At 67.7% G+C, this 24,857-nt stretch carries 20 protein-coding genes and 2 riboswitches; of the genes, 5 read left to right on the forward strand and 15 right to left on the reverse strand.

Going from position 1 to position 24,857, the window contains the following annotated elements:
* Positions 1-7 precede the first annotated feature (7 nt).
* From AXA74_RS00075 to AXA74_RS00085, 3 genes are all read left to right on the forward strand, one after another.
* On the forward strand, positions 8-1,483 hold the full coding sequence (locus AXA74_RS00075; protein ID WP_032979473.1) for a M81 family metallopeptidase: 1,476 nt from the start codon (positions 8-10) through the stop codon (positions 1,481-1,483).
* A gap of 97 nt (positions 1,484-1,580) precedes the next feature.
* Complete coding sequence (locus AXA74_RS00080; RefSeq protein ID WP_032954750.1) at positions 1,581-3,023, forward strand: YdgA family protein; 1,443 nt, start codon at positions 1,581-1,583, stop codon at positions 3,021-3,023.
* A gap of 198 nt (positions 3,024-3,221) precedes the next feature.
* Positions 3,222-5,102 (forward strand): DUF945 family protein, encoded by a 1,881-nt coding sequence (locus tag AXA74_RS00085; protein WP_032954751.1) that lies wholly within the window; start codon positions 3,222-3,224, stop codon positions 5,100-5,102.
* Positions 5,103-5,235: 133 nt separating this feature from the next.
* On the opposite strand, the gene gcvP is transcribed toward AXA74_RS00085, so the two are convergent.
* The 11 genes from gcvP to AXA74_RS00140 form a co-directional block, all read right to left on the reverse strand.
* Entirely contained in the window at positions 5,236-8,109 is a 2,874-nt protein-coding gene (gene gcvP / locus AXA74_RS00090) for an aminomethyl-transferring glycine dehydrogenase (RefSeq protein WP_029578279.1), read from the reverse strand.
* Positions 8,110-8,158: 49 nt separating this feature from the next.
* Positions 8,159-8,536: a glycine cleavage system protein GcvH gene (gene gcvH / locus AXA74_RS00095; RefSeq protein WP_029578278.1), complete on the reverse strand. Its 378-nt coding sequence runs from the start codon at positions 8,534-8,536 to the stop codon at positions 8,159-8,161.
* A gap of 85 nt (positions 8,537-8,621) precedes the next feature.
* On the reverse strand, positions 8,622-9,722 hold the full coding sequence (gene gcvT, locus AXA74_RS00100; protein WP_029578277.1) for a glycine cleavage system aminomethyltransferase GcvT: 1,101 nt from the start codon (positions 9,720-9,722) through the stop codon (positions 8,622-8,624).
* A 71-nt stretch (positions 9,723-9,793) separates the two neighbouring features.
* A riboswitch (glycine riboswitch) is annotated at positions 9,794-9,905 on the reverse strand.
* A 23-nt stretch (positions 9,906-9,928) separates the two neighbouring features.
* A riboswitch (glycine riboswitch) is annotated at positions 9,929-10,021 on the reverse strand.
* Positions 10,022-10,078: 57 nt separating this feature from the next.
* Positions 10,079-11,134 (reverse strand): alcohol dehydrogenase, encoded by a 1,056-nt coding sequence (locus AXA74_RS00105; protein WP_029578276.1) that lies wholly within the window; start codon positions 11,132-11,134, stop codon positions 10,079-10,081.
* 27 nt (positions 11,135-11,161) lie between these two features.
* Positions 11,162-12,238: a glycerol dehydrogenase gene (locus AXA74_RS00110; protein WP_029578275.1), complete on the reverse strand. Its 1,077-nt coding sequence runs from the start codon at positions 12,236-12,238 to the stop codon at positions 11,162-11,164.
* Positions 12,235-12,999: an SDR family oxidoreductase gene (locus tag AXA74_RS00115; protein WP_029578274.1), complete on the reverse strand. Its 765-nt coding sequence runs from the start codon at positions 12,997-12,999 to the stop codon at positions 12,235-12,237. The genes AXA74_RS00110 and AXA74_RS00115 overlap by 4 nt, the downstream gene beginning before the upstream one ends.
* A gap of 13 nt (positions 13,000-13,012) precedes the next feature.
* Complete coding sequence (locus AXA74_RS00120) at positions 13,013-13,552, reverse strand: 2,4'-dihydroxyacetophenone dioxygenase family protein (protein ID WP_029578273.1); 540 nt, start codon at positions 13,550-13,552, stop codon at positions 13,013-13,015.
* Between the two features lie 30 nt (positions 13,553-13,582).
* Positions 13,583-14,287: an ABC transporter ATP-binding protein gene (locus AXA74_RS00125; RefSeq protein ID WP_029578272.1), complete on the reverse strand. Its 705-nt coding sequence runs from the start codon at positions 14,285-14,287 to the stop codon at positions 13,583-13,585.
* Positions 14,271-16,052: a branched-chain amino acid ABC transporter ATP-binding protein/permease gene (locus AXA74_RS00130; protein ID WP_029578271.1), complete on the reverse strand. Its 1,782-nt coding sequence runs from the start codon at positions 16,050-16,052 to the stop codon at positions 14,271-14,273. The genes AXA74_RS00125 and AXA74_RS00130 overlap by 17 nt, the downstream gene beginning before the upstream one ends.
* A 12-nt stretch (positions 16,053-16,064) precedes the next feature.
* Positions 16,065-16,937: a branched-chain amino acid ABC transporter permease gene (locus tag AXA74_RS00135; protein ID WP_029578270.1), complete on the reverse strand. Its 873-nt coding sequence runs from the start codon at positions 16,935-16,937 to the stop codon at positions 16,065-16,067.
* Between the two features lie 61 nt (positions 16,938-16,998).
* Positions 16,999-18,213 carry an ABC transporter substrate-binding protein gene (locus AXA74_RS00140; RefSeq protein ID WP_029578269.1) on the reverse strand — a complete coding sequence of 405 codons (1,215 nt, stop codon included), beginning with the start codon at positions 18,211-18,213 and terminating at the stop codon, positions 16,999-17,001.
* Positions 18,214-18,466: 253 nt separating this feature from the next.
* On the opposite strand from AXA74_RS00140, the gene AXA74_RS00145 reads away from it, so the two are divergent.
* A complete protein-coding gene (locus AXA74_RS00145; RefSeq protein ID WP_029578268.1) occupies positions 18,467-19,513 on the forward strand; it encodes a LacI family DNA-binding transcriptional regulator in 1,047 nt (348 codons plus the stop codon).
* Between the two features lie 6 nt (positions 19,514-19,519).
* On the opposite strand, the gene AXA74_RS00150 is transcribed toward AXA74_RS00145, so the two are convergent.
* The 3 genes from AXA74_RS00150 to AXA74_RS00160 all read right to left on the reverse strand — a co-directional run bounded on the left by AXA74_RS00150 (position 19,520) and on the right by AXA74_RS00160 (position 23,640).
* Positions 19,520-20,713 carry a BaiN/RdsA family NAD(P)/FAD-dependent oxidoreductase gene (locus tag AXA74_RS00150; protein WP_029578267.1) on the reverse strand — a complete coding sequence of 398 codons (1,194 nt, stop codon included), beginning with the start codon at positions 20,711-20,713 and terminating at the stop codon, positions 19,520-19,522.
* Between the two features lie 14 nt (positions 20,714-20,727).
* Complete coding sequence (locus AXA74_RS00155; RefSeq protein WP_029578266.1) at positions 20,728-22,995, reverse strand: arginine/lysine/ornithine decarboxylase; 2,268 nt, start codon at positions 22,993-22,995, stop codon at positions 20,728-20,730.
* A 189-nt stretch (positions 22,996-23,184) separates the two neighbouring features.
* Positions 23,185-23,640, reverse strand: a complete 456-nt coding sequence (locus AXA74_RS00160) for a hypothetical protein (RefSeq protein ID WP_029578265.1) — start codon at positions 23,638-23,640, stop codon at positions 23,185-23,187.
* Positions 23,641-23,721: 81 nt separating this feature from the next.
* Here AXA74_RS00160 and AXA74_RS00165 point away from each other — a divergent pair, with 81 nt between their 5' ends.
* On the forward strand, positions 23,722-24,231 hold the full coding sequence (locus tag AXA74_RS00165; protein ID WP_029578264.1) for a GNAT family N-acetyltransferase: 510 nt from the start codon (positions 23,722-23,724) through the stop codon (positions 24,229-24,231).
* Here the strand turns inward: AXA74_RS00165 and dcd are convergent, their stop codons facing one another.
* Positions 24,232-24,795 (reverse strand): dCTP deaminase, encoded by a 564-nt coding sequence (gene dcd / locus AXA74_RS00170; protein ID WP_029578263.1) that lies wholly within the window; start codon positions 24,793-24,795, stop codon positions 24,232-24,234.
* Between the last annotated feature and the right edge of the window lie 62 nt (positions 24,796-24,857).

Here is a 24,857-nt window from a genome sequence, read left to right on the forward strand (position 1 = left end):
GCAGTAGATGCGTTGGCTGTTGGCAATGATCAAGCACGAAACCAATACCTTCTCCCCCGTGCCCACGCCGCTTGCGCGGTTTTTCCGCGGCAATCCGGAAATCCTGTCGGGCGAGCGCGCCATCCGCGCCTATGAGAACACCGACAGCGGCCTGGGCGGCTATATCGAGGTGGCGCGGCGCGAAGGCGCCGAGATCGTCGTCCCGGTGGCGGCCGAATCCTGGCCCAGCTCGCCCACCGACGCGGCCACCTACGAAAAACTCTGCGGCCTCATCCTGGACGAAGTCCGCCAAGGCGGCTACGACGCCATCCTGCTGGATTTGCACGGCGCCATGGTCGCCGAGGGCGTGGAGGATGCCGAAGGCCAGCTGCTCAAGCGGCTGCGCGAGATCGACCCGCGCACGCCGGTGGGCGTGACGTTGGACATGCATGCCAACATCTACGACGACATCATCGCGAACGCCAATGTCGTCACCGGCTTTCACACCTATCCGCACGTCGACATCCGCGAAAGCGGCGTGCGCGCCGCCGATGTCATCGTGCGCATGCTCAAAGGCGAGATCAAGCCCGTGATGCGCTGGGGCAACGTGCCCATGCTGCCTCACATCATGTGCCAGGGCACGCATGCGGATCCCAACAAGTCGCTGCAGGCGCGCTGCATCGAGCTCGAGCGCGGCGAGGTACTGGCCGCCTCGGTCTTCGTGGGCTTTCCGCACGCCGACATCCGCGAGGCCGGCCTGTCGGCCGTGGTCTGTACCGATGACAACGCCCGCGCCGCCGAGCAGTATCGCGACGAACTGCTCGACGCCGCCTGGACGCGCCGCGCGCAATGGGTCTTTCATCCCGAGCCCCTGGAGCCGACCATCGCGCATGCCAAGACGCTGACCGAAGGGCCGGTCATTCTCCTGGACCACTTCGACAATACCGGCTCGGGCGGCACCATGGACACCACCGCCGTGCTGGCCGAGATCTTGCGCCAGGGCCTGGAGAACGTGGCTTTCTATGCCATCTGCGATCCGCAGGCGGCCGAAGAAGCGGCCGCCGCCGGCGTGGGCAAGACCCTCACACTGACGCTGGGCGGCAAGGTGCCCATGCCCGCCCTGAAGGTGCGGAGCGGACCGCTCACCGTCACGGGACGGGTCAAGCTGGTCTTTGACGGTGTCTACCTCAACCGCGGCCCCATGTACCGCGGCGTGCGCAACGACACCGGCCTGACCGTGGTGCTCGACACCGGCAAGGTGGAGATCGTCATCGTCTCGCGGCACCAGGAGCCCTTCGACATCAACTGCCTGCTGTCGGCCGGCATCGACCCGCTGCAGAAGCGCTATGTGGCGTTGAAGTCGCGCGTGCACTGGCGCGCGGGCTTCGCCGAGATGGCGCGCGCCATCATCGAATGCACCGGCGTGGGCGTGACGACCTCGGACTACAGCCAGATCGAATTCAAGCACGTCAGGCGGCCGATCTACCCGCTGGATATGATGTAGGCGCAAGGCCCCGCGCTATACTGCTTCGGGTTTACCCTTGCCGCGGCGCGGCAAGGCGGCCGGCGCGGCTGGCGCCAACAACCCGACGAGGAAAGACATGAAAAAAGGCGTGGCGATAGGCGCTGGCGTGGTCGTAGTGGTGGCGGGCGCCTGGCTGGGAGGCACCTGGTATACCGGCCAGCGCATCGCCGATGACAGCCAGGCACGGCTGGACCAGGTCAATGCCTACCTGGCCGCCACCTATCCCGGCACCGGCCTGCAAGTCGAGCAACTGTCTTTCACGCGCGGCTTCTTCTCCACCCAGGCCCGCTATGGCCTGACGGCCACGGCCCTGCCCGGCAGCCCCCTCAAGCCGGGCGAGCGCCTGGAATTCGATGCCCGCGTGGACCACGGGCCGCTGCCGGCCGGCGCCCTGGCCCGCGGCCACTTCCTGCCCGCCATGGCCTTCGTGCACACCGAGATGGCCGACACCGACACGGCCCGGCCTTTCTTCGCGGCGGCCCAGGGCAAGAATCCCCTGCTCACCGATATGGTGCTCAAGTATGGCGGCGGCGCCTCGCTGCGGGCCGAGGCCGCGCCGCTGCAATGGGCCGAACCCAAGGTGGATTTCGGCGGTGCGCGATTCGAGGGCGACATCGGCAGGAATCTCGGCAGCCTCAAAGGCCGGCTGCAGGCCAAGCCCATCGCCATCCTGCTGCCCAAGGACGAGCACTTGCCCGCCACCCAGGTCAGGCTGGGCGACAGCGTGGCCGACGTCGACAGCAAGCTGGGCCAGTCCGGCTACCAGACCGGCACGAGCAGCCTGCATATCGACCGCGTCGAAATCCTTCCCCAGGACGACAGCGGTTCCTGGCTGAGCGAAGACATCGCCTACAAAGGCCTGGTGACCGAGGAAGACCGCTTCCTCAATGGCCAAGTGGATATATCGGCCGGCAAGCTCACGGTCAATGGCGGCGCCCTGGGCAGCCAGCAGATCAGCCTGAAGTTCGCGCGCCTGGATGGCCAGAAGCTCAAGGCCGTCAACGAGGTCTATCTGCGCCTGTCCCAGCAAGCGGCCGAACAGGGCCGCAAGCCCGGCGACTTCAGCGGCGAGCAGACGCAGCAGCTGGCCGAGGCCGCGCTGCCGCTGCTGGCCGACAACCCCACGCTGACCCTCGACCCCTTTGCCTGGAAGAACGACAAGGGCGAGAGCCGGCTGAGCCTGGCCCTCACTCTGGCCCAACCCGCCGACCGCCAGGCCAAGGGCGTCGAGCTCATGCGCCAGCTGGTCAAGAACCTGGAGGCCCGGCTGGTGCTGAACAAGCCCATGCTGACGGCCCTGGGCACGACCGTCCTCAAGCTGCAGGGCAATAGCGAGGAAGAAGCCGCCACGCAGGCCGCGCGCCAGGTCAACAACATCGCCGGCATGGCAATGATGCTCAACCTCGGCAAAGCACAGGGAGACGACATCATCGGCACCCTGCAGTATGGCGACGGCAAGCTCAACCTCAACGGCCGAGAAATGCCCACCAACGCGCTGCTGGGTGCCCTGCCCCGCTGATGCCCCGCGGTGACGCCGCCCGGCATGCCTGGGCGGCGGCGCGATGGCATGCCGCCGCCATCGCGCCCCATTCCTCTTGCAATTTGACATGGCTCGTAACCTGACACGCTACTGTCAGCCGCATGCCCTGGCTATACTCGCCGCGGACCAGACCCCGGCCGCCTTGGCGTGCCGAGTGATTACTCAGGAACACAGAAAATGAAGAAAAGCGTTGCGATCACCTCTGGCGTGATCATTGTGGGAGCGGGCGCGTGGCTGGGTGCCACGTGGTATACGGGCAAGCGCATCGAAGAGCAGACCCATCAGTATCTGGCCCAGGCCAATGAAAAGCTCGCCAACGCCCTGCCCGGCGTGGGTATCCGCATCGAACAGGATCGCTACGAACGCGGTTTCTTCAACAGCCAGGCGCGCTACACCATCACCTTCACCACCGAGAAGACCGAAGAAGAGAAGACGCCGGTCACCATCGCGGTGGCCAGCAGAATCGAACATGGCCCCTTCCCCGGCGGCGCGCTCAAGCGCGGCAAATGGCTGCCGCAACTGGCCTTCGTGCATTCCGAGCTGGAAAACAATGAACTGCTCAAGCCCGTCTTCGACATGGCGCAAGGCAAGCCGCTGCTCTGGAGCGACACCGTGGTGAGCTACAACGGCCAGGCCGACGGCGAGGGCGGCGTGGCCGCGTTGAGCCTGAAGGACGACAACGGTTCGTTCAGCTTCAGCGGCGCCACCGTCCGCTCCCGCTACGATCACCGCAGCCAGAGCGTCAAGGGCCGCATCGAAGCCGATGCCTTTGTGCTCGATGTCCATGAGGACGACGAGCCGGTCAAGGCCAGCGTGAACGGCATCGGCGTGGACATCGACAGCCGCATGGGCAAGTTCGGCCTGTCGATCGGCACCTCGGGCATGCTGGTCAAGTCGCTCGAAGTCACCAGCCCCAGCCTGGAGTCGGCCCTGCGGGTCGAAAACCTCGGCTATGCCATGGACATCACCGAAGACGACACCTTCGTGGGCGGCAAGGCCGTCTACAAGATCGGCAAGGTCAGCCTGGGCAAGGACGACTTCGGCGGCGGCGAGCTGGCCCTGTCGGTCGCCCACCTCGACGGCCAGACCCTGAAGGCCTTCTCCGAAACCTACGGGCAGATGATGCGTGGCCTCATGGCCGCAGGCGAGCCCGACGACGGCCTGAAGGATGAGCAGATCGGATCGCTGATCGAGAACGGCCGCAAGCTGCTGGCCGGCAACCCCAGCATCGGGATCGACCAGCTGGTCTGGCGCAACGCGGCGGGCGAAAGCCGTTTCGGCCTCAAGGTGGACCTGACCAAGCCTCAGGGCGACGCCAGCAACGGCGATGACTTCATCCAGGGCGGCGTGGACTTCCTGCAGAAGGCGATCAAGCGCATCGATGCCAGCCTGCAGATCTCCAAGCCCATGGCCGCCGCGCTGACCGAACAGATCCTGCGCCTGCGCGGCGCCGAGGACGCCAAGCGCGAAGCGGAGGAGTCCATCCAGGGCATGGCCGGCATGGCCGAGATGATGAACCTGGGCCGCAATGACGGCGACAATATCGTCAGCAAGTTCAGCTATGCCGACGGCCGCGGCGAACTCAACGGCAAGGAAGTGCCGGTCAAGGAGTGGCTGGCCGAACTCGCCAGCGCCGGCGGCGGCATGGACGCGGACGAGGCGGAATCGGTCATCGTCGACGAGCTCGATCCCGAGATGGTGGCCGGCATCATCGACAGCGCGGGCTATGACTACGGCTACGACGAGAACAAGAAAGTGTTCACGCTCGACGCCGAAGAACTCTCTCCCACCGAAATCACCGTCGCCCTGGTCTGCGCGCCGGATTGCGGCACGCTGCGCCTGACCGCCGTCTATGGCGACCAGCAAGCCCCTTCGGCCGCCGCGATCAAGCAATGGAATGCCAGCGAATTCGGCCGCGCTTCGCTGAACAAGCGGGGCAAGGCTGTTCTGCAATACGACATCGACGTCTCCGAGGGCATGGCCCTGGACACGGTCCAATCGCTGCTGCAGACTTTCCTGTCGGTGGCGGACGACTTCCCGAACGCGCCCGAGGAGTGATAGGCGCCCCGCCCCATGCAAAACGCGCCGTGACCCGGCGCGTTTTTCTTGCCTCCACGGCGGCGCCCATCGCTTCAGCCGCCGGCAAGGTCCAGGGCGCCTCCCCCGGCGGGAAGGCGCCCGGCAGGCGGGATCAGGCGTAGGCCTCGATAGGCAGGCAGGCGCACACCAGATTGCGGTCGCCGTAGGCGTTGTCCACGCGCGCCACGGGCGGCCAGTACTTGGTCTCGCGCAGCGAAGCCACCGGATAGGCGGCCTGCTGGCGCGGGTAGTCATGGTGCCACTCTTCGGCCAGGAGCATCTGGGCCGTGTGCGGGGCATTTTTCAGGACGTTGTCTTCGCGGTCCCGCTCGCCGCGCTCGATCTGGGCGATCTCGGCGCGGATGGCGATCATGGCGTCGATGAAACGCTCCAGCTCGGGCAGCCCTTCGGACTCGGTGGGCTCGACCATCAGCGTGCCGGCGACCGGGAAACTCATGGTCGGGGCATGGAAACCGTAGTCCATCAGGCGCTTGGCGATATCCTCGGCGCTCACCCCGCTCGTGTCCTTGAGCGGACGCACATCCAGGATGCACTCGTGGGCCACGCGGCCATGGCGGCCGGCGTACAGCACGGGATAGTGCTCGCGCAGGCGGGCCGCCACATAGTTGGCGTTGAGGATGGCGACCTCGGTGGCGCGGCGCAAGCCTTCGGCGCCCATCAGCGCGATGTAGACAAAGGGGATGGCCAGGATGCCGGCCGAGCCGAAGGGCGCGGCCGAGACCGGGCCCACCTTGGCCTGGCCGTCCAGCTTGCCTTGCTCGTTGACCACGCCGGGCAGATACGGCGCCAGATGGGCGCGCACCGCCACCGGACCCACGCCCGGGCCGCCGCCGCCGTGCGGGATGCAGAAGGTCTTGTGCAGGTTCAGGTGCGAGACGTCCGAGCCGAACTTGCCCGGCTTGGCCACGCCCACCATGGCGTTCATGTTGGCGCCGTCGAGATAGACCTGGCCGCCGGCGGCGTGTACCCGTTCGCAGATCTCGGTGACCGCCTCTTCGAACACGCCGTGGGTGGACGGATAGGTGATCATGAGCGCGGCCAGGCGGTCGCCCACCTGTTCGATCTTGGCCCGCAGGTCGGCCAGGTCGACGTTGCCGTCGGCATCCGAAGCCACCACCACCACTTCCATGCCGGCCAGCTGGGCCGAGGCGGGATTGGTGCCATGCGCCGAAGACGGGATCAGGCAGACATTGCGCTGGTGATCGCCCCGCGCCTGGTGATAGCCGCGGATGGCCAGCAGGCCGGCGTACTCGCCCTGGGCGCCCGAGTTGGGCTGCAGGCTGATGTTGTCGTAGCCGGTGATCTCGCACAGCGCGGCCGACAGGCGGTCGATCAGCTCACGGTAGCCGGCGGTCTGTCCGGCGGGCGCGAAAGGATGGATGAGCGCGAACTCGGGCCAGGTGATGGGAATCATCTCGGCCGTGGCGTTCAGCTTCATGGTGCACGAGCCCAGCGGGATCATGCTGCGGTCCAGGGCCAGGTCCTTGTCGGCCAGCTTGCGCAGATAGCGCAGCATGTCGGTCTCGGATTGCACGCTGGAGAAGATGGGATGCGACAGGATGGGCGTGGTCCGCACCGTGCCGGCCGGCAGGCCCGCGCCGGCCTCGGCCGGAATCGCCTCGGCGTCCAGCGCGACCTCGGGCTTGCCCAGGCCGGCCGCGAACACATTGACCAGCGCCTGCAGATCCTGCGCCGTGACGGTTTCGTCCAGCGACACCGCCAGGCGGGCATCGTCCACGCGGCGCAGGTTGATCTGCGCGCGCTCGGCGGCCGCCAGGATGGCCGGCGCCGAAGCGCCGGCCTGGATCAGCAGGGTGTCGAAATAGCTGTCGTTCTCGACCGTCAGGCCCAGCGCCCGCAGCTGCTCGCGCAGCGCGCCGGTGAAGCTGTGCACGCGGGTGGCGATGCGGCGGATGCCCGCCGGACCATGCCAGACCGCGTACAAGCCCGCCATGACGGCCAGCAGCACCTGCGCGGTGCAGATGTTGGAGGTGGCTTTTTCGCGGCGGATGTGCTGCTCGCGGGTCTGCAGCGCCAGGCGCAGGGCCGGGTTGCCTTGCGCGTCCTTGGACACGCCCACCAGGCGGCCCGGCATATTGCGCTTGAAGGCATCGCGGCAGGCCATGAAACCGGCGTGCGGGCCGCCGAAACCGAAGGGCACGCCAAAGCGCTGGGCCGACCCGACGGCGATGTCGGCGCCCCACTCTCCCGGCGGCGTGAGCAGGGCGAGGGCCAGCAGGTCGGTCGCGCAGGCCACCACCGCGCCCTGCGCGTGGGCCGCCTCGGCCAGGGCACGGTAATCGACCACGCCGCCCAGGCTGTGCGGATATTGCAGCAGCACGCCGAAGCACTCCGGCAGGCCCTGCGCTTCGTCGCCGATCACGATCTCGATATCCAGCCCTTCGGCGCGCGTGCGCACCACCTCGATGGTCTGGGGATGGCAATGCCGGGAGATGAAGAAGACCTGGCTCTTGGACTTGGCGCCGCGGCGGGCCAGCGTCATGGCCTCGGCCGCCGCCGTGCCTTCATCCAGCAGCGAGGCATTGGAGATGTCCAGGCCGGTCAGGTCGGCGACCATGGTCTGGTAGTTGAGCAAGGCCTCCAGGCGGCCTTGAGAAATCTCGGGCTGGTACGGCGTGTAGGCCGTGTACCAGGCCGGGTTTTCGAGCACGTTGCGCAGCACCACATTGGGCGTGTGCGTGCCGTAATAGCCTTGCCCGATGTAATTGCGGAACACCTTGTTGCGCGCGGCCACCTGTTTCAGTTCGGCCAGCACGTCCGGTTCGCTGCGCGAGCCGGGCAGCGCCAGCGGCGCCTGGTTGCGGATGCGGGGCGGAACGACTTCCTCGATGAGGGCGTCCAGGCTGGTGCAGCCGATGACGGCCAGCATCTTGGCCTGGTCGGCCTCGGACGGGCCGATGTGGCGGGGAATGAAGTCGGAGTGGGTGTCTAGGGCGCGCGACATGGTGTTCTCGAAAGTCGGGGTGGGCGCGGACCGGGGCCCGCGCGGCCGGTCAGCTGTTGGCGACCGCCTCGTAGCCGGCCGCATCCAGCAGCTTGTCGGCATCGGCGGCATTGGCCGGCTTGATCTTGAAGATCCAGGCCGTGAAGGCGGACTCGTTGATCAGGTTGGGATTGGCTTCGAGCGCCTCGTTGAACGCGACGATTTCGCCATCGACCGGGGCGTAGATGTCGGAGGCCGCCTTGACGGACTCGACCACGCCGGCGGTTTCGCCGGCCTTCAGCGTGGCGCCGACGTTGACGTCGCCCACGAAGACCAGGTCGCCCAGCTGGTCCTGGGCATTGTCGGTGATGCCGACGACGAAGACGTCGCCTTCGGCCTTGACCCACTCGTGGGAGGAGGTGTACTTGCGATCGGTAGGCAGACTCATGGGAGCTCCTGGAGAAATCCGGTGATAGGTATTGAAAAAGGTAAGCGCGCCTTGCGCGCGGACAGGCCGCGCGCAAGCTTGGAGTTTACGAGTGTTCGACGGCTTTGCCGTTACGCACGAAAGGCAGCTTGGCCACGGTGGCCGGCACCCACTTGCCGCGGATGTCGACCTCGACCGTGTCGCCCGGCTTGACCGCCAGCGGCAGGCGGGCGAAGGCGATGGACACGCCCAGGGTGGGCGACATGGTGCCGCTGGTGGTCTCGCCCGGGCCTTCGGCAGTGCGCACCGCCATGTGGGCGCGCATCACGCCGCGCTCGGCCAGCTTCAGGCCCAGGAAGGCGCAGGGAGTGGCGAATTGCTCCAGCGCCTCGCGGCCGATGAAGCGGCGCGATTCGTCCTTGAGCGACACCGTCCAGGACAGGCCGGCCTGGTTGGGATGGATGAGCTCATCCATGTCCTGGCCGTAGAGATTCATGCCGGCTTCCAGGCGCAGCGTGTCGCGCGCGCCCAGGCCGCAGGGACGCACGCCCTGGGCCGCGAGGTCTTGCCAGAAAGCCACGGCCGCGCTTGCCGGCAGCACGATCTCGAAGCCGTCCTCGCCGGTGTAGCCGGTGCGGGCCACCAGGATGTCCTCGGACAGGCGCGCGGCGGAAAACGGCGCGAGGCCTTCGGTCTCGGCCTGCCAGGCCGGACGGGCCGCCCAGACCTTGGCGCGGGCACTGGGGCCTTGCACGGCGATCATGGCCAGATCGCGGCGCGGCGTGATGGCGACGTCGAAACGGCCGGCGGCCGCCACGCGCGCCATCCAGGCCATGTCCTTGTCGGCCGTGCCGGCATTGACGACCACCCGCCAGCGGTCGGGCGCGAAGTAATAGATGATGAGATCGTCGATCACGCCGCCCTGCGGATTGAGCATGCAGGAGTACAGGGCCTTGCCGGGGGTGCCCAGGCGGGCGACGTCATTGGCCACCAGGCGGCGCAGGAAGGCCGTGGCATCCGGGCCGGTGACATCAGCGTTGAGCATGTGCGAGACATCGAACATGCCGGCATCCTGGCGCACCGCGTGATGCTCCTCCAGCTGCGAGCCATAGGCCAGCGGCATTTCCCAGCCGCCGAAATCGACCATGCGGGCGCCGGCGGCCAGATGGGTTTCGGCCAGGGGAGTACGTTTCAAAGAGGCGGACATGCGGGGCGCTCCAATGGCATAGAGGAATGCCGGCCCCAGGGATGCGGAAAACGCCCGGTAGCCGGTCGGGTTTCCGCCCCTCTGTCCTTTTGCCTGAGAGTTGCCCCGCGCGCATGGCGGGTTTGCACCTTCGGCGCCTGGGCTGGCCGCAAGGCGGCGCCAGGTCTCTCCAGAGTGCTGTTACGGCAGCCGCCCAGCGGCTGGCCGTGCAATGCGCGGTATGGGTTACCTGAGCGATTCCGGGCGAATTGCGCCTTCGGCGGCGGACCTGGCGGCCCGCTCTCTCCCGCGGCATGCATGACAGCGTGCGAAGCATACAACGAAAGCGCGGGCCGGCGAAACCCGGATTGGCCCGGTCAGGGCGTCATGATCATGCGTCCGACGATGCGGCCCGCTTCCAGGTCGCGCAGCGCCTGGCCGAGCGCGCCCATGCCGCAGGTCGAGACCGGGATCAGCTCCAGGCGTTCGCGGGCGACCAGGGCGACCAGCTCTCGCAATTCGGGGAGCGACCCTACATAGCTGCCCTGGATGGTGGCCGATTTCATGGGGATGAGCGGCAGCGGCCAGGGCGCCGCGCCGCCGAACAGGCCGACCAGCACCAGGCGCCCGCCCTTGGTGAGCAGATCGAAGCCCAGCGCGGCCGATTCCGGGTTGGCCACCAAGTCCAGCACCGCCCGCACCGGGCCGCCCACGGCGTCGCGGATCGCCTGGGCGGCATCGGGCGCCTTGGGATCGATGGCGGCCAGCGCGCCGGCCCGCAGGGCCGCCTCGCGCTTGGCCGCGTCGACCTCGACCACCACGGCGCCCGGCGCGCCCATGGCCTTGAGCAACTGCAGGCTCATCAGGCCCAGGCCGCCGGCGCCCACCACCACGATGGCGCCGCGCCGCAGGACGTCCTCACCGATCTTGCGCAGGGCAGAAAAGCAGGTCAGTCCCGAGCAGGCCAGCGGCGCGGCGCGCACCGGGTCCAGGCCCTGCAGGTCGACCAGATGGCGCGGGTCGGGCACCAGGATATAGTCGGCGTAGCCGCCGGCCCGGTTGATGCCTATGGTGCGAGGCGTCAGGCACAGATTCTCGCGCCCCTCCCGGCACACCTCGCACTGGCCGCAGCCTATCCAGGGATAGACCAGGCGCACGGCGCCCAGGGGCACCTCGCCGGCGTCTTCGCCCACCGCCTCGACGATGCCCACGGTCTCGTGGCCCATGGTCAGCGGCAGGGTCACGCCGCGCTCCTTGAGCGAAAGCGTGCGCCCATGCCCGAGGTCATAGCCGCCGTGCCACAGGTGAAGATCCGTATGGCAGACGCCAGCGGCGCGCACGCGCAGCAATACCTCGCGGCCGCGCGGCACAGGGGTGGGGGTATCGGCCTGCACCAGCGGCTGGCCGAATTCCGTGACTTGCATGCTTTTCATTGTGTGTCTCCCGCGCCAGGCGCGTATCTATCCGCCCGCGCGCCCGGCCGTCCCCCAGGCTCGCGCCTGCTCCAGGACCGCCCGCAGACGCGCCGGCGTGAGCGCCGGCAGCAGGTGCCGGCTGTATTCCGTGGCGAGCGTGGCGTCGATCAGCCTTTGCCACTCGCCCTCTTCCAATTCCCGCTGCAGGCCCAGCGCCCGCAGGCTGACCGGCAGGCCGACCGCGCGCATCAGCGCCAGCACCGGCGCCACCTCGGCGGACTCGCAAGCCATGGCCGCCATTTGCGCCAGGGTGCCGAAGGCCACCAGTTCGCCATGCAGGCAAGCCGCCAGCTCGGGCACCGTGGTCAACCCGCGCACCAGGGCATGGGCCAGCGACAGGCCGCCGCTTTCGAATCCCAGCCCGGACAAGAGCACCGTGGCCTCGACGACGGCCTCGACATCGTCCCCGCCCTGGCGGGCGCGCACGGCCTGCATGGCCCGTTCGCCGCGGGCCAGGAGGATTGCCAGGCAAGCGTCGGCCAGCCGCAGCGCCGTGCCGGTGGCGCGGTAGCCGTAGGCATTGCGTCCGCCGGCCTGCACGCAGGCTCTTGCCTCGAAAGCCTTGCTCATGGCATCGCCGATGCCGGCGGCGAACAGGCGCGCCGGGGCGCGCACGATGACATCGGTGTCGACCACCACGGCATCGGGATTGCGCCGCAATTTGTCCACGCCGGCCACGGCATGGCGCGCGTCATAGCGCACGATGAGACGGCTGGTGGGCGCATCGCTGGAGGCGGCGCTGGGACAGACCACGATGGGCAGGGCATGCTCGCGGGCCACGCCCTTGGCGGTATCGATGGTCTTGCCGCCGCCAAACGCCACCAGGCAGTCGATGCCGGCGGGCAGGCGGCGGGCCAGCCCGTCGATTTCTTCGCGGGTGCATTCGCCGCCGAAAGGCAAGCGGGGCATGCCGGCCATGACGGTGGCCGCCAGGTCCGCGACGGCCGGGTCCACCACGGCCAGCGGCCGCGAGCAGCCCAGCTCGTCCAACAGCCCCGCCAGGCAGGCCAGGGCGCCCGGACCCTGCAGATAGCGCCCAGGGAAACCCATGCCGGCGATCATGACATCACCCAGCCGCCCGCCACATCCACCACCTGGCCGGTCACGAAAGAGGCCTGGGGCGACGTCAGGTAGAGGCAAGCGTCGGCCACCTCGGCCGGCTGCCCGAGCCGCCTCAAGGGCGTGCGGGCCACCACCTCGTCATTGACGCCGTCGGCCACGCCGCGCACCAGCGGCGTGTCGATGCGCCCCGGCGCCAGCGCATTGACCGTGATGCCGTGCGGGCCCAGTTCGCCGGCCAGATGCCGGGTCAGCCCGGCGATGCCGGCCTTGGTGGCGCTGTAGTGCGCGGCCACCATGTCCAGATAGACCTTGCCCGCCACCGAGGACATGAAGACGATGCGGCCGAAGCCGCGCTCGATCATGCCGCCGGCCAGCAGATGCGAAAAATAGAAAGCGCTGTCCAGATTGACCGATACCACCCGGCGCCATTCGGCCGGGTCCATCTGCTGCACGGGCGCCGGCCGGCCCGCGTGCTTGGGCGAAATGCCGGCATTGCAGACCAGCGTGTCCGGCGCGCCCAGGGCGGCGCCCAGGCTGCGCACGGCGCGCCGGCAGGCCTCCAGGTCGCCCACGTCGGCCGCCGCGAAGGCGGCGCGCGCGCCGCGCGCCTGCAGTTCGCGCGCCTGGCGCTGGCCGGCTTCCTCGTCCAGGTCGACCACGCCGACCGCCGCGCCGCGCGCCACATAAGCCTGGACGATGGCCTGGCCGATACCGCGCAGGCCGCCTGTCACCAACACCACCCGGCCTTCGTGATCCTGCATGCTGGCCTCCGGATCAGCGGATGATTTGCTTGATGTAGTCATCGGGCAGGCCCAGCGACTGATAGTGGCGCCGCGCCGTCTCGATCTTGGTGAACACGTCCTCGTAGCCTTGGGCCACGCCGTCCGGATCGACATAGGTGTAGCCGCCGGTGACGTGGAACCAGGTGATCATCTCGGGGACGTCTTCCGGCACATAGAGCGTATGGGTCTCGCCGGCCGGCTCGAAGGCATAGCCGCCCTGCTCGGCCACCCAATCGTGCTCCAGGTAATACCAGCGGCCCTTGAGCACCATGGCATGCACTGGGCCGGTATGGCGATGGCGCGAGACCACGCCGCTGCCGCGCACGCGCAGCAGGTTGACGTAATAGCCCTGGCTGGCACAGAGCAGCAGGGGCTTGAAGGACACCGTCGAGGACGACGGCACCCACAGCCGGTCGTCGGCCAGCCAATCGGTCGCCACGCCCGGATGCACGAGATCGCGCATCATGTCCGGCGCCTGCGGCAGCCGGTAGGCAATGGCCTGTTCGTCGGGACGATGGATGTTTCCGCTCATGATGCAATCCTCCTTGCGCTAGCGCAGTGTTCAATGGCCCAGGTACGCGCGTCGCACGTGCGGGCTGTTCAGCAATTCTTCGCCGCTGCCGGACAGCGCGATGCGGCCGTTCTCCAACACATAGCCCATGTCCGCCAGCTTCAGGGTGTGATAGACGTTCTGTTCGACCAGCAGCACGGTGATGCCCTGGCGCACGACCGTGCGTATCACTTCGAACATCTGCTCGACCAGCAGCGGAGACAGGCCCAGCGAGGGCTCGTCGAAAATCAACAGGCGCGGGCAGGCCATCATGCCGCGCGCGATGGCCACCATCTGCTGCTCGCCGCCGGACAGCGAGCCGGCGAACTGGTCCAGCCGCTCGCGCACGCGCGGAAAGAGGTCCAGCACCTCTCCCAGCCTTTGCTGCACGGCCGGCCGGGCGCTGCGCTTGTAAGAGCCCATCAGCAGGTTGTCGCGCACCGTCAAGAAGGGAAAGAGCTGGCGGCCTTCCGGAATCATGGTGATGCCGCGCTCGACGATGCGGTGCGGGGCCTCGCCGGCGATCTGCCGGCCTTCGAACTCGATACTGCCCGCCGTGGGGCGGACCAGGCCGCACAGCGTCTTGAGCGTGGTGGTCTTGCCCGCGCCGTTGGCGCCGATCAGCGTGACCACCTTGCCTTCGGGGACATCCAGGCTGATGCCCCGCAAGACTTCGCTCTTGCCGTAGCCGGCCGAAAGATCACGAATGCTGAGCATGCAGATACTCCTTGCCGAGATAGGCCTCGATGACTTGCGGATCGTTGACGACCGCCTGCGGCGAGCCGCTGGTCAGCACCTGCCCCAGGTTGATGACCAGGATGCGGTCGGACAGGGCCATGGTGGCTTGCATGAGGTGTTCGATGAGCAACACCGACACCCCGGCGTCGCGCACGCGGCGCACCATGCGGATGGCGCGCTCCACATCGGTGGGATTCAGGCCCGCCATCACTTCGTCCAGCAGCAGGATGCGCGGCCGCGTGGCCAGGGCGCGCGCCACTTCGAGGCGTTTCAGCCCGCCGACGGTCAGGCTGCGGGCCTCGGCGTCCAGGCTGCCGGACAGCTCCGTCAGCTCGGCCACCTGGCGCGCGATGGCCTCGGCCTCGCGGCGGTCCGAGGTGTGCAGGAAGGCGCCCAGCATGATGTTCTCCAGCACGCTCAGGCCCGAGAAGGGCTGGGCGATCTGGAAAGTGCGGCCCACCCCGGCGCGGGCAAAGGCCTGCGAATCGGCCGGCTGCTCCCAGCCCTTGGGGCCGCGCACGCTGACCGTGCCGCTGTCCGGGCGGATAAAGCCGGAAAGCTGGTTGAAGACGGTGGTCTTGCCAGCGCCATTGGGCCCGATCACGCCCAGGATCTCGCCTTCGTGCAGGGTGAGCGACACATTGTTGGTGGCATGCAGGCCGCCGAAGTGCTTGTTCAGCGATTCGGCCTTCAGGATGGGCTCGCCGCCGGCCCGCGCCCGCGCCGCCGCGGGCGGCGCGGCGGGCGCCACCGGCGGCTCGCCCAGTCCCGGCAGGCGGTCGATCCAGGACCGCACGCGCACGCCGAAGTGACCCACGATGCCGCGCGGCATGGTCAACACCACCACGACGAGGATGACGCCATAGATGAAACCGTGCATGCCGCTGCCGAAGGCGCCCAGCCAGCCGCGCGCCAGTTCGGCGATGGGCACCACCAGCACGGTGCCGGCCAGCGGGCCGGCCACGCTGCCCAGTCCGCCGATGAGGGCGAACATCGCGATCTGGATGGACAGCTCGAGCGAAAAGGCCGCCGACGGCTCGATGAAGGTCAGGTACATGGCATGGAAAGCCCCCACCATGGCGGTCAGCATGGCCGAGATGACGGCGGCGGCCAGCTTGACGCGCACCGTGTCGATGCCCACGGCCGGGGCGGCGTACTCGCGCTCGCGCACGGCCACCAGGTAAAAGCCGAGCCGGGAATGGCGGATGCGCCAGGCCGCCCACAGGGTGATCAGCAGGAGCAGGAAGGCCACCAGCAGATAGGCCCACTTCTCGCGGAAGATCATCCATGGCAGGCCGATATTGAGCGGCACGCTCAGGCCGGCCGCGCCGCCCGTCCAGCCGTCCTGGTGGACCACCAAGAGCTTGACCACTTCCAGCACGGCGATGGTGGCCAGCGCGAAGAAGGGGCCGCGCAGGCGGAAAGTGGGATAGGCGATCAGCAGCGCCACCAGCGCGGCCACCGCCATACCGGCGAACATGCCCAGCCATGGCGAGATGCCGAAATGGATGACCAGCAGCGTGGCGGCATAGCTGCCCAGGCCATAGAACACCGCGTGGCCGAGCGAGAGCTGGCCGGCGTAGCCGCCGACGATGTTCCACGCCGTGGCCAGCGCGCCGTACACACAGATCAGCACGAAAAGGTGATAGACGAAAGGCGATTGGATGGCAAAGGGAATGATCAGCAGCAGGGACAGCGCGAGCAGGCCCATGTAGACGCGCGGGCGTCGGATATCCGGAAACATGGCAGCCCCTCTTTATTCAGATCCACGGCCCAGGCCGAACAGGCCGGTGGGGCGCAATACCAGGATGAGCAGGAAGATCGCGAAATAGACGATCTCCTTGAGGTCCGGCGCGATGTAATAGCCCGCCAGGCTGTCGACCAGGCCGATCAGCATGGACCCGAGCAAAGCGCCCAGCAGGCTGCCCATGCCGCCCAGCACGACGATGACGAAGGCCGTCAGCACGAAATAGGTGCCTATGGTCGGGAAGGCCGGATATTGCGGCGTCAGGAGCGCCGCGGCCACGCCGACAAAGGCCGAGCCGATGGCGAACGCCAGCACATAGATGCCGCGCACATTCACCCCCATGAGGGCAGCGGCGTTGCGATGCTGGGCCACGGCGCGGAAGGCGCGGCCCAGGTAGGTGCGCGTCATGAACAGGTGCAGCCCGCCGGCCAGCAGCAGCGCCACCACCAGGGTGATCACCTGGCCGCTCACCACGCTCAGGCCGCCGAAGGCCAGGATGCCCGTGCCGGCCTCGACCGGCGTGGCCCGCACATCGGCGCCGAACACCAGCAGGGCGAGATTCATCAGGGCCGTGGACACGCCCACGGTGGCGAAGATCTGGATATGGCCGTCGGCATCGAGCAGCGGCTGGATGATGAAGCGCTGCATGGCCGCGCCAACGGCAAACAGCAGCAGGGCCACCGGAGCCACCGACACATAGGGATGCCAGCCCAGTTTCAGGGCCAGCAGATAGGTGGCGTACATGCCCACCATCAGGAATTCGCCGTGGGCGAAGTTGACGACGCGCACCACGCCGAAGATCAGCGTCAGGCCGATGCTGATGATGGCGTAGGCGCCACCGAGCAGCAGACCGTTGACGATCAGTTGCAGAAGAATGTCCATCTCGGAATGTCCTGGGCGGGCGGGGCGGCCCGCGCCGCCCGCCCCGCCGGATGATGCGGAATCAGCGATTGACGATGGGCTTGGCCACGGCGGCGGCCTCGGGCCAGACAGTGACCAGCTTGCCGTCCTGCCACTGCATCAGCGTGGTGGTCGCGGCGCGGTTCTGGCCGTTGTCGCCGAAATCAAAGCCCCAGCCGGCGGCATTGCTGCCCACGGGCTGCTTGTAGGCCAGCACGGCTGCGCGGACCTTGTCCTTGTCCAGCGAACCCGCCTTCTCGATCGCGTCCAGGAAGGCGCGCGCGCCCACGTAGTTCACCAGGCTGTGGCCCGAACGCGGCTCGCCATTGAAGCGCTTCTTGTAGGCGGAGACGAAGTCCGACAGACCGGGCGCGCCCTTCTCGTTCATCGCGAATTGCGGGAAGTCGATGTCGAAGGCGCCGTCCATGTCGCCGTTGAGGGCCTTGGCCGTGTCGGACAGCGAATAACCGCCGCCCGCGCCGATGACGGCGCGCGGCTTGTAGCCCGCCGACTTGGCCTGGCGGAAATACAGCATGGTGTCGTTCTGGTAGGACGTCTGCAGCACCACGTCGGCCTGGGCGCCGCGCAGACGCAGGATCAGCGAGGACAAGTCCACCGCCTTGGCCGAGTAAGGCAGCACCTGCACCACGTTCAGGCCCAGGGCCTTGGCGCGCTCCTGCTGGAAGCCGGCGATGGTCTTGCCGTACAGGCCGTCCTCGTGAATGATGGCCAGCTTCAGCGACTTGGGATCCACGCCGAGCGCCGGCGCCACGACGTTGACCACGCCCTCGATGGTGCCATTGGCGAAATCGCGCGCGGTGGAGTTGCTGCGGAACACATACTTGAACCCGCGGTCGGTCACGCTGTCGGAGACGGCGCCCAGCTCGAAGAAGGGCACGCCGGCCAGCTCGGTGACCTGGGTAGCGGCAAAGGACAGCGCCGAGGAAAAGCTGCCGAACACGGCGGAGACATTCTCCACCGAGGTCAGGCGGCGGGCCTCGCCCACGGCCTGGTTGGCATCCACCGCGTCGGCCTTGATGAGCGCGATCTTGCGGCCCAGCAGCCCGCCCTGGGCATTGCGCTCTTCCACCGCCAATTGCAGGCCGCGATAGCTCTCGTCGCCCAGTTGGGCCAGCGCGCCGCTGAAGGGAAACAGCGCGCCCATCTTGATGTCATCGGCCGCCAGCGCGGTCGCCGTCACGCCCAGCGCCACGGACACACCCGCCAGCCAGCGCGCGCAAACCTTAGCCACTTCCATGTCTTGTCTCCTGTCGTCGTTGGACCCATGGCGCGCCGCCTCCGGAAGCATTTGAAGCGCTTCAACTAGGAGATCAAAAAAAAGCCAGGCCATTGGTAACACCGGGCTTTATTGCGCTTATTGGGTGTCTCAGTGTTTTTGAAACGCTTCAATTCTGCGGCCGTTTATGGCAAGCTGTCAATCCACGCACGACGTACTTCGCGTTTTCCCCAGGAGGCGTCTTGGTTACACTTGCCGCTTGGCCTCCCATCCCATGAAACCCTCGATCCGCCGCCCCACCCTCGCCGACGTCGCCAAACTGGCGGGCGTCTCGCTGGGCAGCGCCTCGCGGGCCCTGTCAGTGCCCAACGAGGTCAAGCCGGCGACGCTGGAGCGCGTCAACCGCGCGGTCGCGCAGCTGGGCTATATCCGCGACGGCGCCGCCGCCGCGCTGGCGTCGCGCCGCACCCGCACGGTGGGCGCGGTCTACCCCACGCTCAACAATCCCATCTTCGCGCACTCCACGCACTCCATGCAGCAGACGCTGTGGGAGATGGGCTACCAGCTGCTCATCGCCAGCCATGAGTACCATGACGACGACGAGGCCGCCGTGCTGCGCGCCACGGTCGAGCGCGGCGTGGACGGCATCATCATGGTGGGCACGGACCACGGCGAAGAGGTTTTCGCCCTGCTGCATCAGCGCGGCCTGCCCTATGTGCTGACCTGGTCAGTGGACGACAGCCACTACCCGCATTGCGTGGGCATCTCCAACTACGATGCATCCTATGACCTGGCGCGTTGCGTGCTGGCGAAAGGCCATACGCGCATCGGCGTGTGCGGCGGCCCCATCGCCCGCAACGAGCGCGCCCGCGGGCGCCGCAACGGCGTGCTGGCGGCGCTGCGCGAACGCGGCCTGTCCGTGCCGCCGGAGTGGATCATCGAGCAGCCCTTCTCCTTCGAAGGCGGCCGCCAGGCCATCCGCGACTACTGGGCGCTGCCCGACCGTCCCTCGGTGATTTTCTTCGGCACCGACCTGCTGGCCATGGGCGCCCTGCATGAATGCCGGCGGCTCGGCATCGCCGTGCCCGGCGAACTGTCCATCGTGGGCTTCGACGGCATCGACGAAGCCGAGATGATGCAGCCGGAACTCACCACGGTAAGCATCCCGGCGCAGGAAATCGGCCGGCGCGCGGCGCGCCACATCGTCGATCTTATCGAGGACCGCGAGCCGCCGCCGGCTGGTCCGCTGGCCCATGTGGTGCTGGAACGCGGCAGCCTGGGGCCGCCGCCCGCCCGCCCGCGGCGCGGCCGCCGCGCCTAGGCGCGCTCAGAGCGCCCGGCCGCAGGCCACGGCCGAGGCCCAGGCCCACTGGAAGTTGTAGCCGCCCAGCCAGCCCGTCACATCCACGGCCTCGCCGATGAAGTACAGGCCCGGCATCGCGCGCGCCTGCATGGACTTCTGGTCCAGGCCGCGGGTATCGACACCGCCGCGCATGACCTCGGCCTTTTTGTACCCGGCCGTCCCCGTGGGCACCAGCGACCAGCGGTGGATGCGGGCGGCCAGCTCGCGCAGCTTGCGGTCGGGCACGTCGGCCAGCCGCGCCTGCGCCAGGTCCGCATCGCCGGACTGCGCCAGCCAGGCGTCGGCCAGGCGCTTGGGCCACAAGCCGGCCAGCACGGTGTGCATCTGCTGGCGCGCGCCGGACTTGGCCTCGCGCAGCTCCGTGCCCAGGTCGCGTCCCGGCGCCAGATCGATGTCGATGGCGGCCCCCGGCTTCCAGTAGCTGGAAATCTGCAGGATGGCCGGACCGGACAGGCCGCGGTGAGTAAACAGCAGATCCTCGAGGAATTCCCCCCGGGCCTTGCCCTGCCCCGTGGCCAGGCCCACCTCGAGCGCCACGCCCGACAGCTCGGCAAAGGGCTGCCATTGCTGCGTGTCGAAGGTCAGCGGCACCAGGGCGGGCCGGGGCTCCACCACCTTCAGGCCGAACTGGCGCGCCACTTTCAGGCCGAAGTCGGTCGCCCCCAGCTGCGGAATAGCCATGCCGCCGGTGGCGATGACCAGCCGCGAGGCGCGCAGCGCGCCGCCATCGGTGGCCAGCGCCCAGCCCTCGCCTTCGCGCGCGATGCCTTGGACCGCGCAGGGCATGCGCCAGGACACGCGGCCACGGTCGCACTCGCGGCGCAGCATCTCGATGATGTCCTCGCTGCTGTCGTCGCAGAACAGCTGGCCGCGATGTTTTTCATGCCAGGCGATGCGATGCTCGCGCATCAGCGCCAGGAAATCCTGCGGCGTGAAGCCGGCCAGCGCCGAACGGCAGAAATGCGGATTCTCGGACAGGAACTGGGCGGGGCTGGCGCCCAGGTTGGTGAAATTGCAGCGCCCGCCGCCGGAGATGCGGATCTTCTCGGCCAGGCGGCTGGCGTGGTCGATCAGCACCACCGACAGTCCGCGCTGGCCGGCGACGGCCGCGCACATCATGCCGGCCGCGCCGGCGCCTATGATCGCGACGTCAAACATGCCGCAGGACAGCCTCAGGCATCGCTCTCTTTGAGGCAGTCCACGTAGTAGCGTTTGGCGCCGTCCGGCCCCACATCCTGGGCCAGGCCATGGATATAGGTTTCAAAACCCGGGAAGCGCTCATTGAACTCGCGCGCGAATTGCAGGTACTGGACGATGGTGCGGTTGAAGCGCTCGCCCGGGATCAGGAGCGGAATGCCCGGCGGGTAGGGCGTGAGCAGCACGCCGGTCACGCGGCCTTCGAGCTGGTCGATCTCCACCCGCTCGACCTGGCGGTGCGCCATGCGCGCAAACGCATCCGAGGGCTTGAGCGCCGGCACCATATCGCTCAAATACATTTCGGTGGTCAGGCGCGCCACATCGCGCTCGCGATAGGCCTCGTGGATCACTTGGCACAGATCGCGCAGGCCCATGCGCTCGTATTGCCGGTGCTCGCGGCAGAAATCCGGCAGGATGCGCCACAGGGGCTGGTTGCGGTCGTAGTCGTCCTTGAACTGCTGCAAGGCGGTCAAGAGCGTATTCCAGCGGCCCTTGGTGATGCCGATGGTAAAGAGGATGAAGAAGGAATACAGGCCAGTCTTCTCGACCACCACGCCGTGCTCGGTCAGGTACTTGGACACCAGGGCGGCCGGGATGCCGGTTTCGCCGAAGCTGCCCGACATGTCCAGGCCCGGGGTGATGATGGTGGCCTTGATCGGGTCCAGCATGTTGAAGCCTTCGGCCAGCTCGCCGAAACCGTGCCAGTGATCGTTGGCCTCCAGGATCCACTCATTGCGATTGCCGATGCCCTCGGGCACCAGGCGGTTGGGCCCCCAGACCTTGAACCACCAGTCGTTCTTGCCGTACTCGGACTCCACCTTGCGCATGGCGCGGCGGAAGTCCAGGGCTTCGCGGATGCTTTCTTCGACCAGGGCGGTGCCGCCCGGCGGCTCCATCATGGCCGCGGCCACATCGCAGGACGCAATGATGGCGTATTGCGGCGAGGTCGAGGTATGCATCAGGTAGGCTTCGTTGAACACATTGCGGTCCAGCCTGCGCGACTCCGACTCCTGCACGATGATCTGCGAGGCCTGCGAAATGCCGGCCAGCAGCTTGTGCGTGGAGTGGGTGGCGAAGACCATGGCGTCCTTGCTGCGCGGACGGTCCTGGCCGATGGCATGCATGTCCTGGTAGTACTCGTGGAAAGCCGCGTGCGGCAGCCACGCCTCGTCGAAATGCAGCGTGTCCACATAGCTGCCCAGCTTTTCCTTGATCATCTCGACGTTGTAGATCACGCCGTCGTAGGTGCTCTGCGTCAGCGTCAGGATGCGCGGATTCTTGTTGACGGCCTCGCGCGCGAACGGATTGGCCTCGATCTTCTTGCGGATGTTCTCCGGATCGAACTCTTCCAGCGGGATGGGGCCGATGATGCCCAGGTGGTTGCGCGTGGGGCGCAGGAACACCGGGATGGCGCCGGTCATCGTGATCGCATGCAGGATGGACTTGTGGCAGTTGCGATCCACCACCACCACGTCGCCGGCGGCCACGTTGGCATGCCAGACGACTTTGTTGGAGGTCGAGGTGCCGTTGGTCACGAAGAAGCAATGGTCGGCATGGAAGATGCGCGCGGCATTGATCTCCGACTCGGCCACCGGGCCCGTGTGATCGAGCAGCTGGCCCAGTTCGTCCACCGCGTTGCACACGTCGGCGCGCAGCATGTTCTCGCCGAAGAACTGGTGGAACATCTGGCCCACGGGACTCTTGAGAAAGGCCACGCCGCCCGAGTGGCCCGGGCAGTGCCAGGAATACGATCCGTCCTGGGCGTACTTGACCAGCTCGCGGAAAAACGGCGGCGGCAGGCTGTCCACATAGCTGCGCGCTTCGCGGATGATGTGGCGCGCCACGAACTCCGGCGTGTCCTCGAACATATGAATGAAGCCGTGCAGCTCGCGCAGGATGTCGTTGGGGATGTGCTCCGAGGTGCGCGTCTCGCCGTACAGATAGATGGGGATATCGGCGTTGCGGAAACGCAGCTCGCCGATGAAGGTCCGCAAGTTCTTGATGGCGCTGGCCACGTCCTCGGGCGAATCGACGTCGAACTCCTCATCGTCGATCGACAGGATGAAAGCGCTCGCGCGGCTTTGCTGCTGGGCAAAGGAGCTCAGGTCGCCGTAGCTGGTCACGCCGATGACTTCCACACCCTCGGCCTCGATGGCCGACGCCAGGGCGCGAATCCCCAGGCCCGAGGCGTTCTCGGAGCGGAAGTCTTCGTCGATGATGAATATGGGGAAGCGAAATTTCATGCGGGCGCTCCTGGGGCGGGCAAGGCAAAACGGACGCGAGTGTACTTCGGGACGCCCGCCTGAACTCCTCAGGCGGACGCGGGGCCGGCGATTCGGGGGGGATTGTAGGACGGATTTTTAGCCATGCGGATGACAGGCGCGGAAATTGCCTTGGCGCGGGGGCATGCCGTGGCCGCCACGCCGCGCCGCTCAGCGCAGGACCGCCGGCCGGGCGGCCGCCACGGCCGCCTCGAAACGGCCGAAAAACGCCGCCAGGGGCTCGTCCACCTCGCCCTTGAGGGTGCGCTCGACCCGCGAGATGCCGCACAGGCAGACGTCGAAGGCCGGCTGGCCGGTCACCAGCACCGCGGGATCGTCGTTGTCGCAGACCTCGTACTGCCCGCCATGGCGGCGCCGCGCGACCTCGTACAGATAGGCCGCCATGCCCACCCGCTGCATGGGCGTGAGCGCCAGCGTGCCGGCGCGCACCTGCGCGGCCACGTCGTCGAGCAGCGCCACGCTGGCCGGCCGGTAATCAAACCGGCCGCGGTCGGGCAAGGCCTGCAGAAAATCGGCCGCGGCGGCATTCACGCGCTCGACGAACTCGGCCTGCACCTGCGGGTCGACCCGCGGGACCTGGACTTTCTTTTTGAAGAAACCAAACATCGGCGGCTCCTGCGTTCAGGTATCTTCCATTATAGGAAGCCATGAGGCCGCAACGGCCCGCGCCCGCAAAAAGGATCGTCCATGCAAGCTATCAGCATACGCCCGCTAGGCCCCGAAGATGCGTCACATTTCCGGTCTCTGCGGCTTGCCGCCCTGCGCGACGCGCCGCAGGCTTTCGGGTCGAGTTACGAAGAGGAGCACCTTGTCACGCCGCAAGAATGGGCCCGCAGGCTGGAGCCCGCGCCGACGCGGGCGGTCTTCGGCGCCTGGGACGGCGAACGCCTGGTGGGCAGCGCCGGCCTGCTGCGCATGGCGCCGCTGAAACAATTGCACAAGGCGGTGATCTGGGGGGTATACGTTGCGCCTACGCAACGCGGCAGCGGCCTGGGCCGGCGCCTCATGGGCGCCGTGCTCGAAGAAGCGGGCCGTTGGCAGGGCGTGCGCCAGGCGCTGCTGACCGTGGCCGAAGACAACCCGGCCGCGCAGCGCCTGTACGAGAGCCTGGGCTTCGTCGCCTACGGGCGCGAACCGGCCGCGCTGCAGGTGGGCGGCCGCTATCTCGCCGAGACCCTGATGATCAGGACGCTGTGATCAGGTGCGCGGCAGCGTGACGCCGCGCTGGCCCTGGTACTTGCCGCCGCGATCGCGATAGGAAGTCTCGCAGACCTCGTCGCTTTCCAGGAAGAGCATTTGCGCGCAGCCCTCGCCGGCGTAGATCTTGGCCGGCAGCGGCGTGGTGTTGGAGAACTCCAGCGTCACATGGCCTTCCCATTCGGGTTCCAGCGGCGTGACGTTGACGATGATGCCGCAGCGCGCGTAGGTGCTCTTGCCCAGGCAGATCGTCAGCACGCTGCGCGGGATGCGGAAGTACTCCACCGTGCGCGCCAGCGCGAAGGAGTTCGGCGGGATGATGCAGACATCGCCCTTGAAGTCCACGAAGGACCCCTCATCGAAGTTCTTGGGATCGACGATGGTGGAATTGATGTTGGTGAAGATCTTGAACTCGTCGGCGCAACGCACGTCGTAGCCGTAGCTGCTCGTGCCATAGCTGACGATGCGTCCGCCGTTCGCGGTGCGCACCTGGCCTGCCTCGAACGGTTCGATCATGCCGCCCTCGGCCGCGCGGCGGATCCAGCGGTCGCTCTTGATGCTCATGAATGGGTACCCCTATGCAATAGGCGGTATTTTATCTCGTCGCCGCCAGGACCCGGCAGGGG

It is taken from the genome of Bordetella hinzii LMG 13501 (genome assembly GCF_001548475.1).
Taxonomy (GTDB): Bacteria; Pseudomonadota; Gammaproteobacteria; order Burkholderiales; family Burkholderiaceae_B; genus Bordetella; species Bordetella hinzii.

Bases quoted from the DNA above. Each gene is read 5' to 3' on its own strand.
- AXA74_RS00105 (WP_029578276.1), bottom strand. From the start codon at position 11,134: ATGAAAAGCATGCAAGTCACGGAATTCGGCCAGCCGCTGGTGCAGGCC.
- AXA74_RS00075 (WP_032979473.1), top strand. From the start codon at position 8: ATGCGTTGGCTGTTGGCAATGATCAAGCACGAAACCAATACCTTCTCC.
- gcvH (WP_029578278.1), bottom strand. From the start codon at position 8,536: ATGAGTCTGCCTACCGATCGCAAGTACACCTCCTCCCACGAGTGGGTC.
- dcd (WP_029578263.1), bottom strand. From the start codon at position 24,795: ATGAGCATCAAGAGCGACCGCTGGATCCGCCGCGCGGCCGAGGGCGGC.
- AXA74_RS00130 (WP_029578271.1), bottom strand. From the start codon at position 16,052: ATGTTTCCGGATATCCGACGCCCGCGCGTCTACATGGGCCTGCTCGCG.
- AXA74_RS00140 (WP_029578269.1), bottom strand. From the start codon at position 18,213: ATGGAAGTGGCTAAGGTTTGCGCGCGCTGGCTGGCGGGTGTGTCCGTG.
- AXA74_RS00110 (WP_029578275.1), bottom strand. From the start codon at position 12,238: ATGATCGCCGGCATGGGTTTCCCTGGGCGCTATCTGCAGGGTCCGGGC.
- gcvT (WP_029578277.1), bottom strand. From the start codon at position 9,722: ATGTCCGCCTCTTTGAAACGTACTCCCCTGGCCGAAACCCATCTGGCC.
- gcvP (WP_029578279.1), bottom strand. From the start codon at position 8,109: ATGTCGCGCGCCCTAGACACCCACTCCGACTTCATTCCCCGCCACATC.
- AXA74_RS00155 (WP_029578266.1), bottom strand. From the start codon at position 22,995: ATGAAATTTCGCTTCCCCATATTCATCATCGACGAAGACTTCCGCTCC.
- AXA74_RS00150 (WP_029578267.1), bottom strand. From the start codon at position 20,713: ATGTTTGACGTCGCGATCATAGGCGCCGGCGCGGCCGGCATGATGTGC.
- AXA74_RS00160 (WP_029578265.1), bottom strand. From the start codon at position 23,640: ATGTTTGGTTTCTTCAAAAAGAAAGTCCAGGTCCCGCGGGTCGACCCG.
- AXA74_RS00165 (WP_029578264.1), top strand. From the start codon at position 23,722: ATGCAAGCTATCAGCATACGCCCGCTAGGCCCCGAAGATGCGTCACAT.
- AXA74_RS00135 (WP_029578270.1), bottom strand. From the start codon at position 16,937: ATGGACATTCTTCTGCAACTGATCGTCAACGGTCTGCTGCTCGGTGGC.
- AXA74_RS00125 (WP_029578272.1), bottom strand. From the start codon at position 14,287: ATGCTCAGCATTCGTGATCTTTCGGCCGGCTACGGCAAGAGCGAAGTC.
- AXA74_RS00080 (WP_032954750.1), top strand. From the start codon at position 1,581: ATGAAAAAAGGCGTGGCGATAGGCGCTGGCGTGGTCGTAGTGGTGGCG.
- AXA74_RS00085 (WP_032954751.1), top strand. From the start codon at position 3,222: ATGAAGAAAAGCGTTGCGATCACCTCTGGCGTGATCATTGTGGGAGCG.
- AXA74_RS00115 (WP_029578274.1), bottom strand. From the start codon at position 12,999: ATGCAGGATCACGAAGGCCGGGTGGTGTTGGTGACAGGCGGCCTGCGC.
- AXA74_RS00120 (WP_029578273.1), bottom strand. From the start codon at position 13,552: ATGAGCGGAAACATCCATCGTCCCGACGAACAGGCCATTGCCTACCGG.
- AXA74_RS00145 (WP_029578268.1), top strand. From the start codon at position 18,467: ATGAAACCCTCGATCCGCCGCCCCACCCTCGCCGACGTCGCCAAACTG.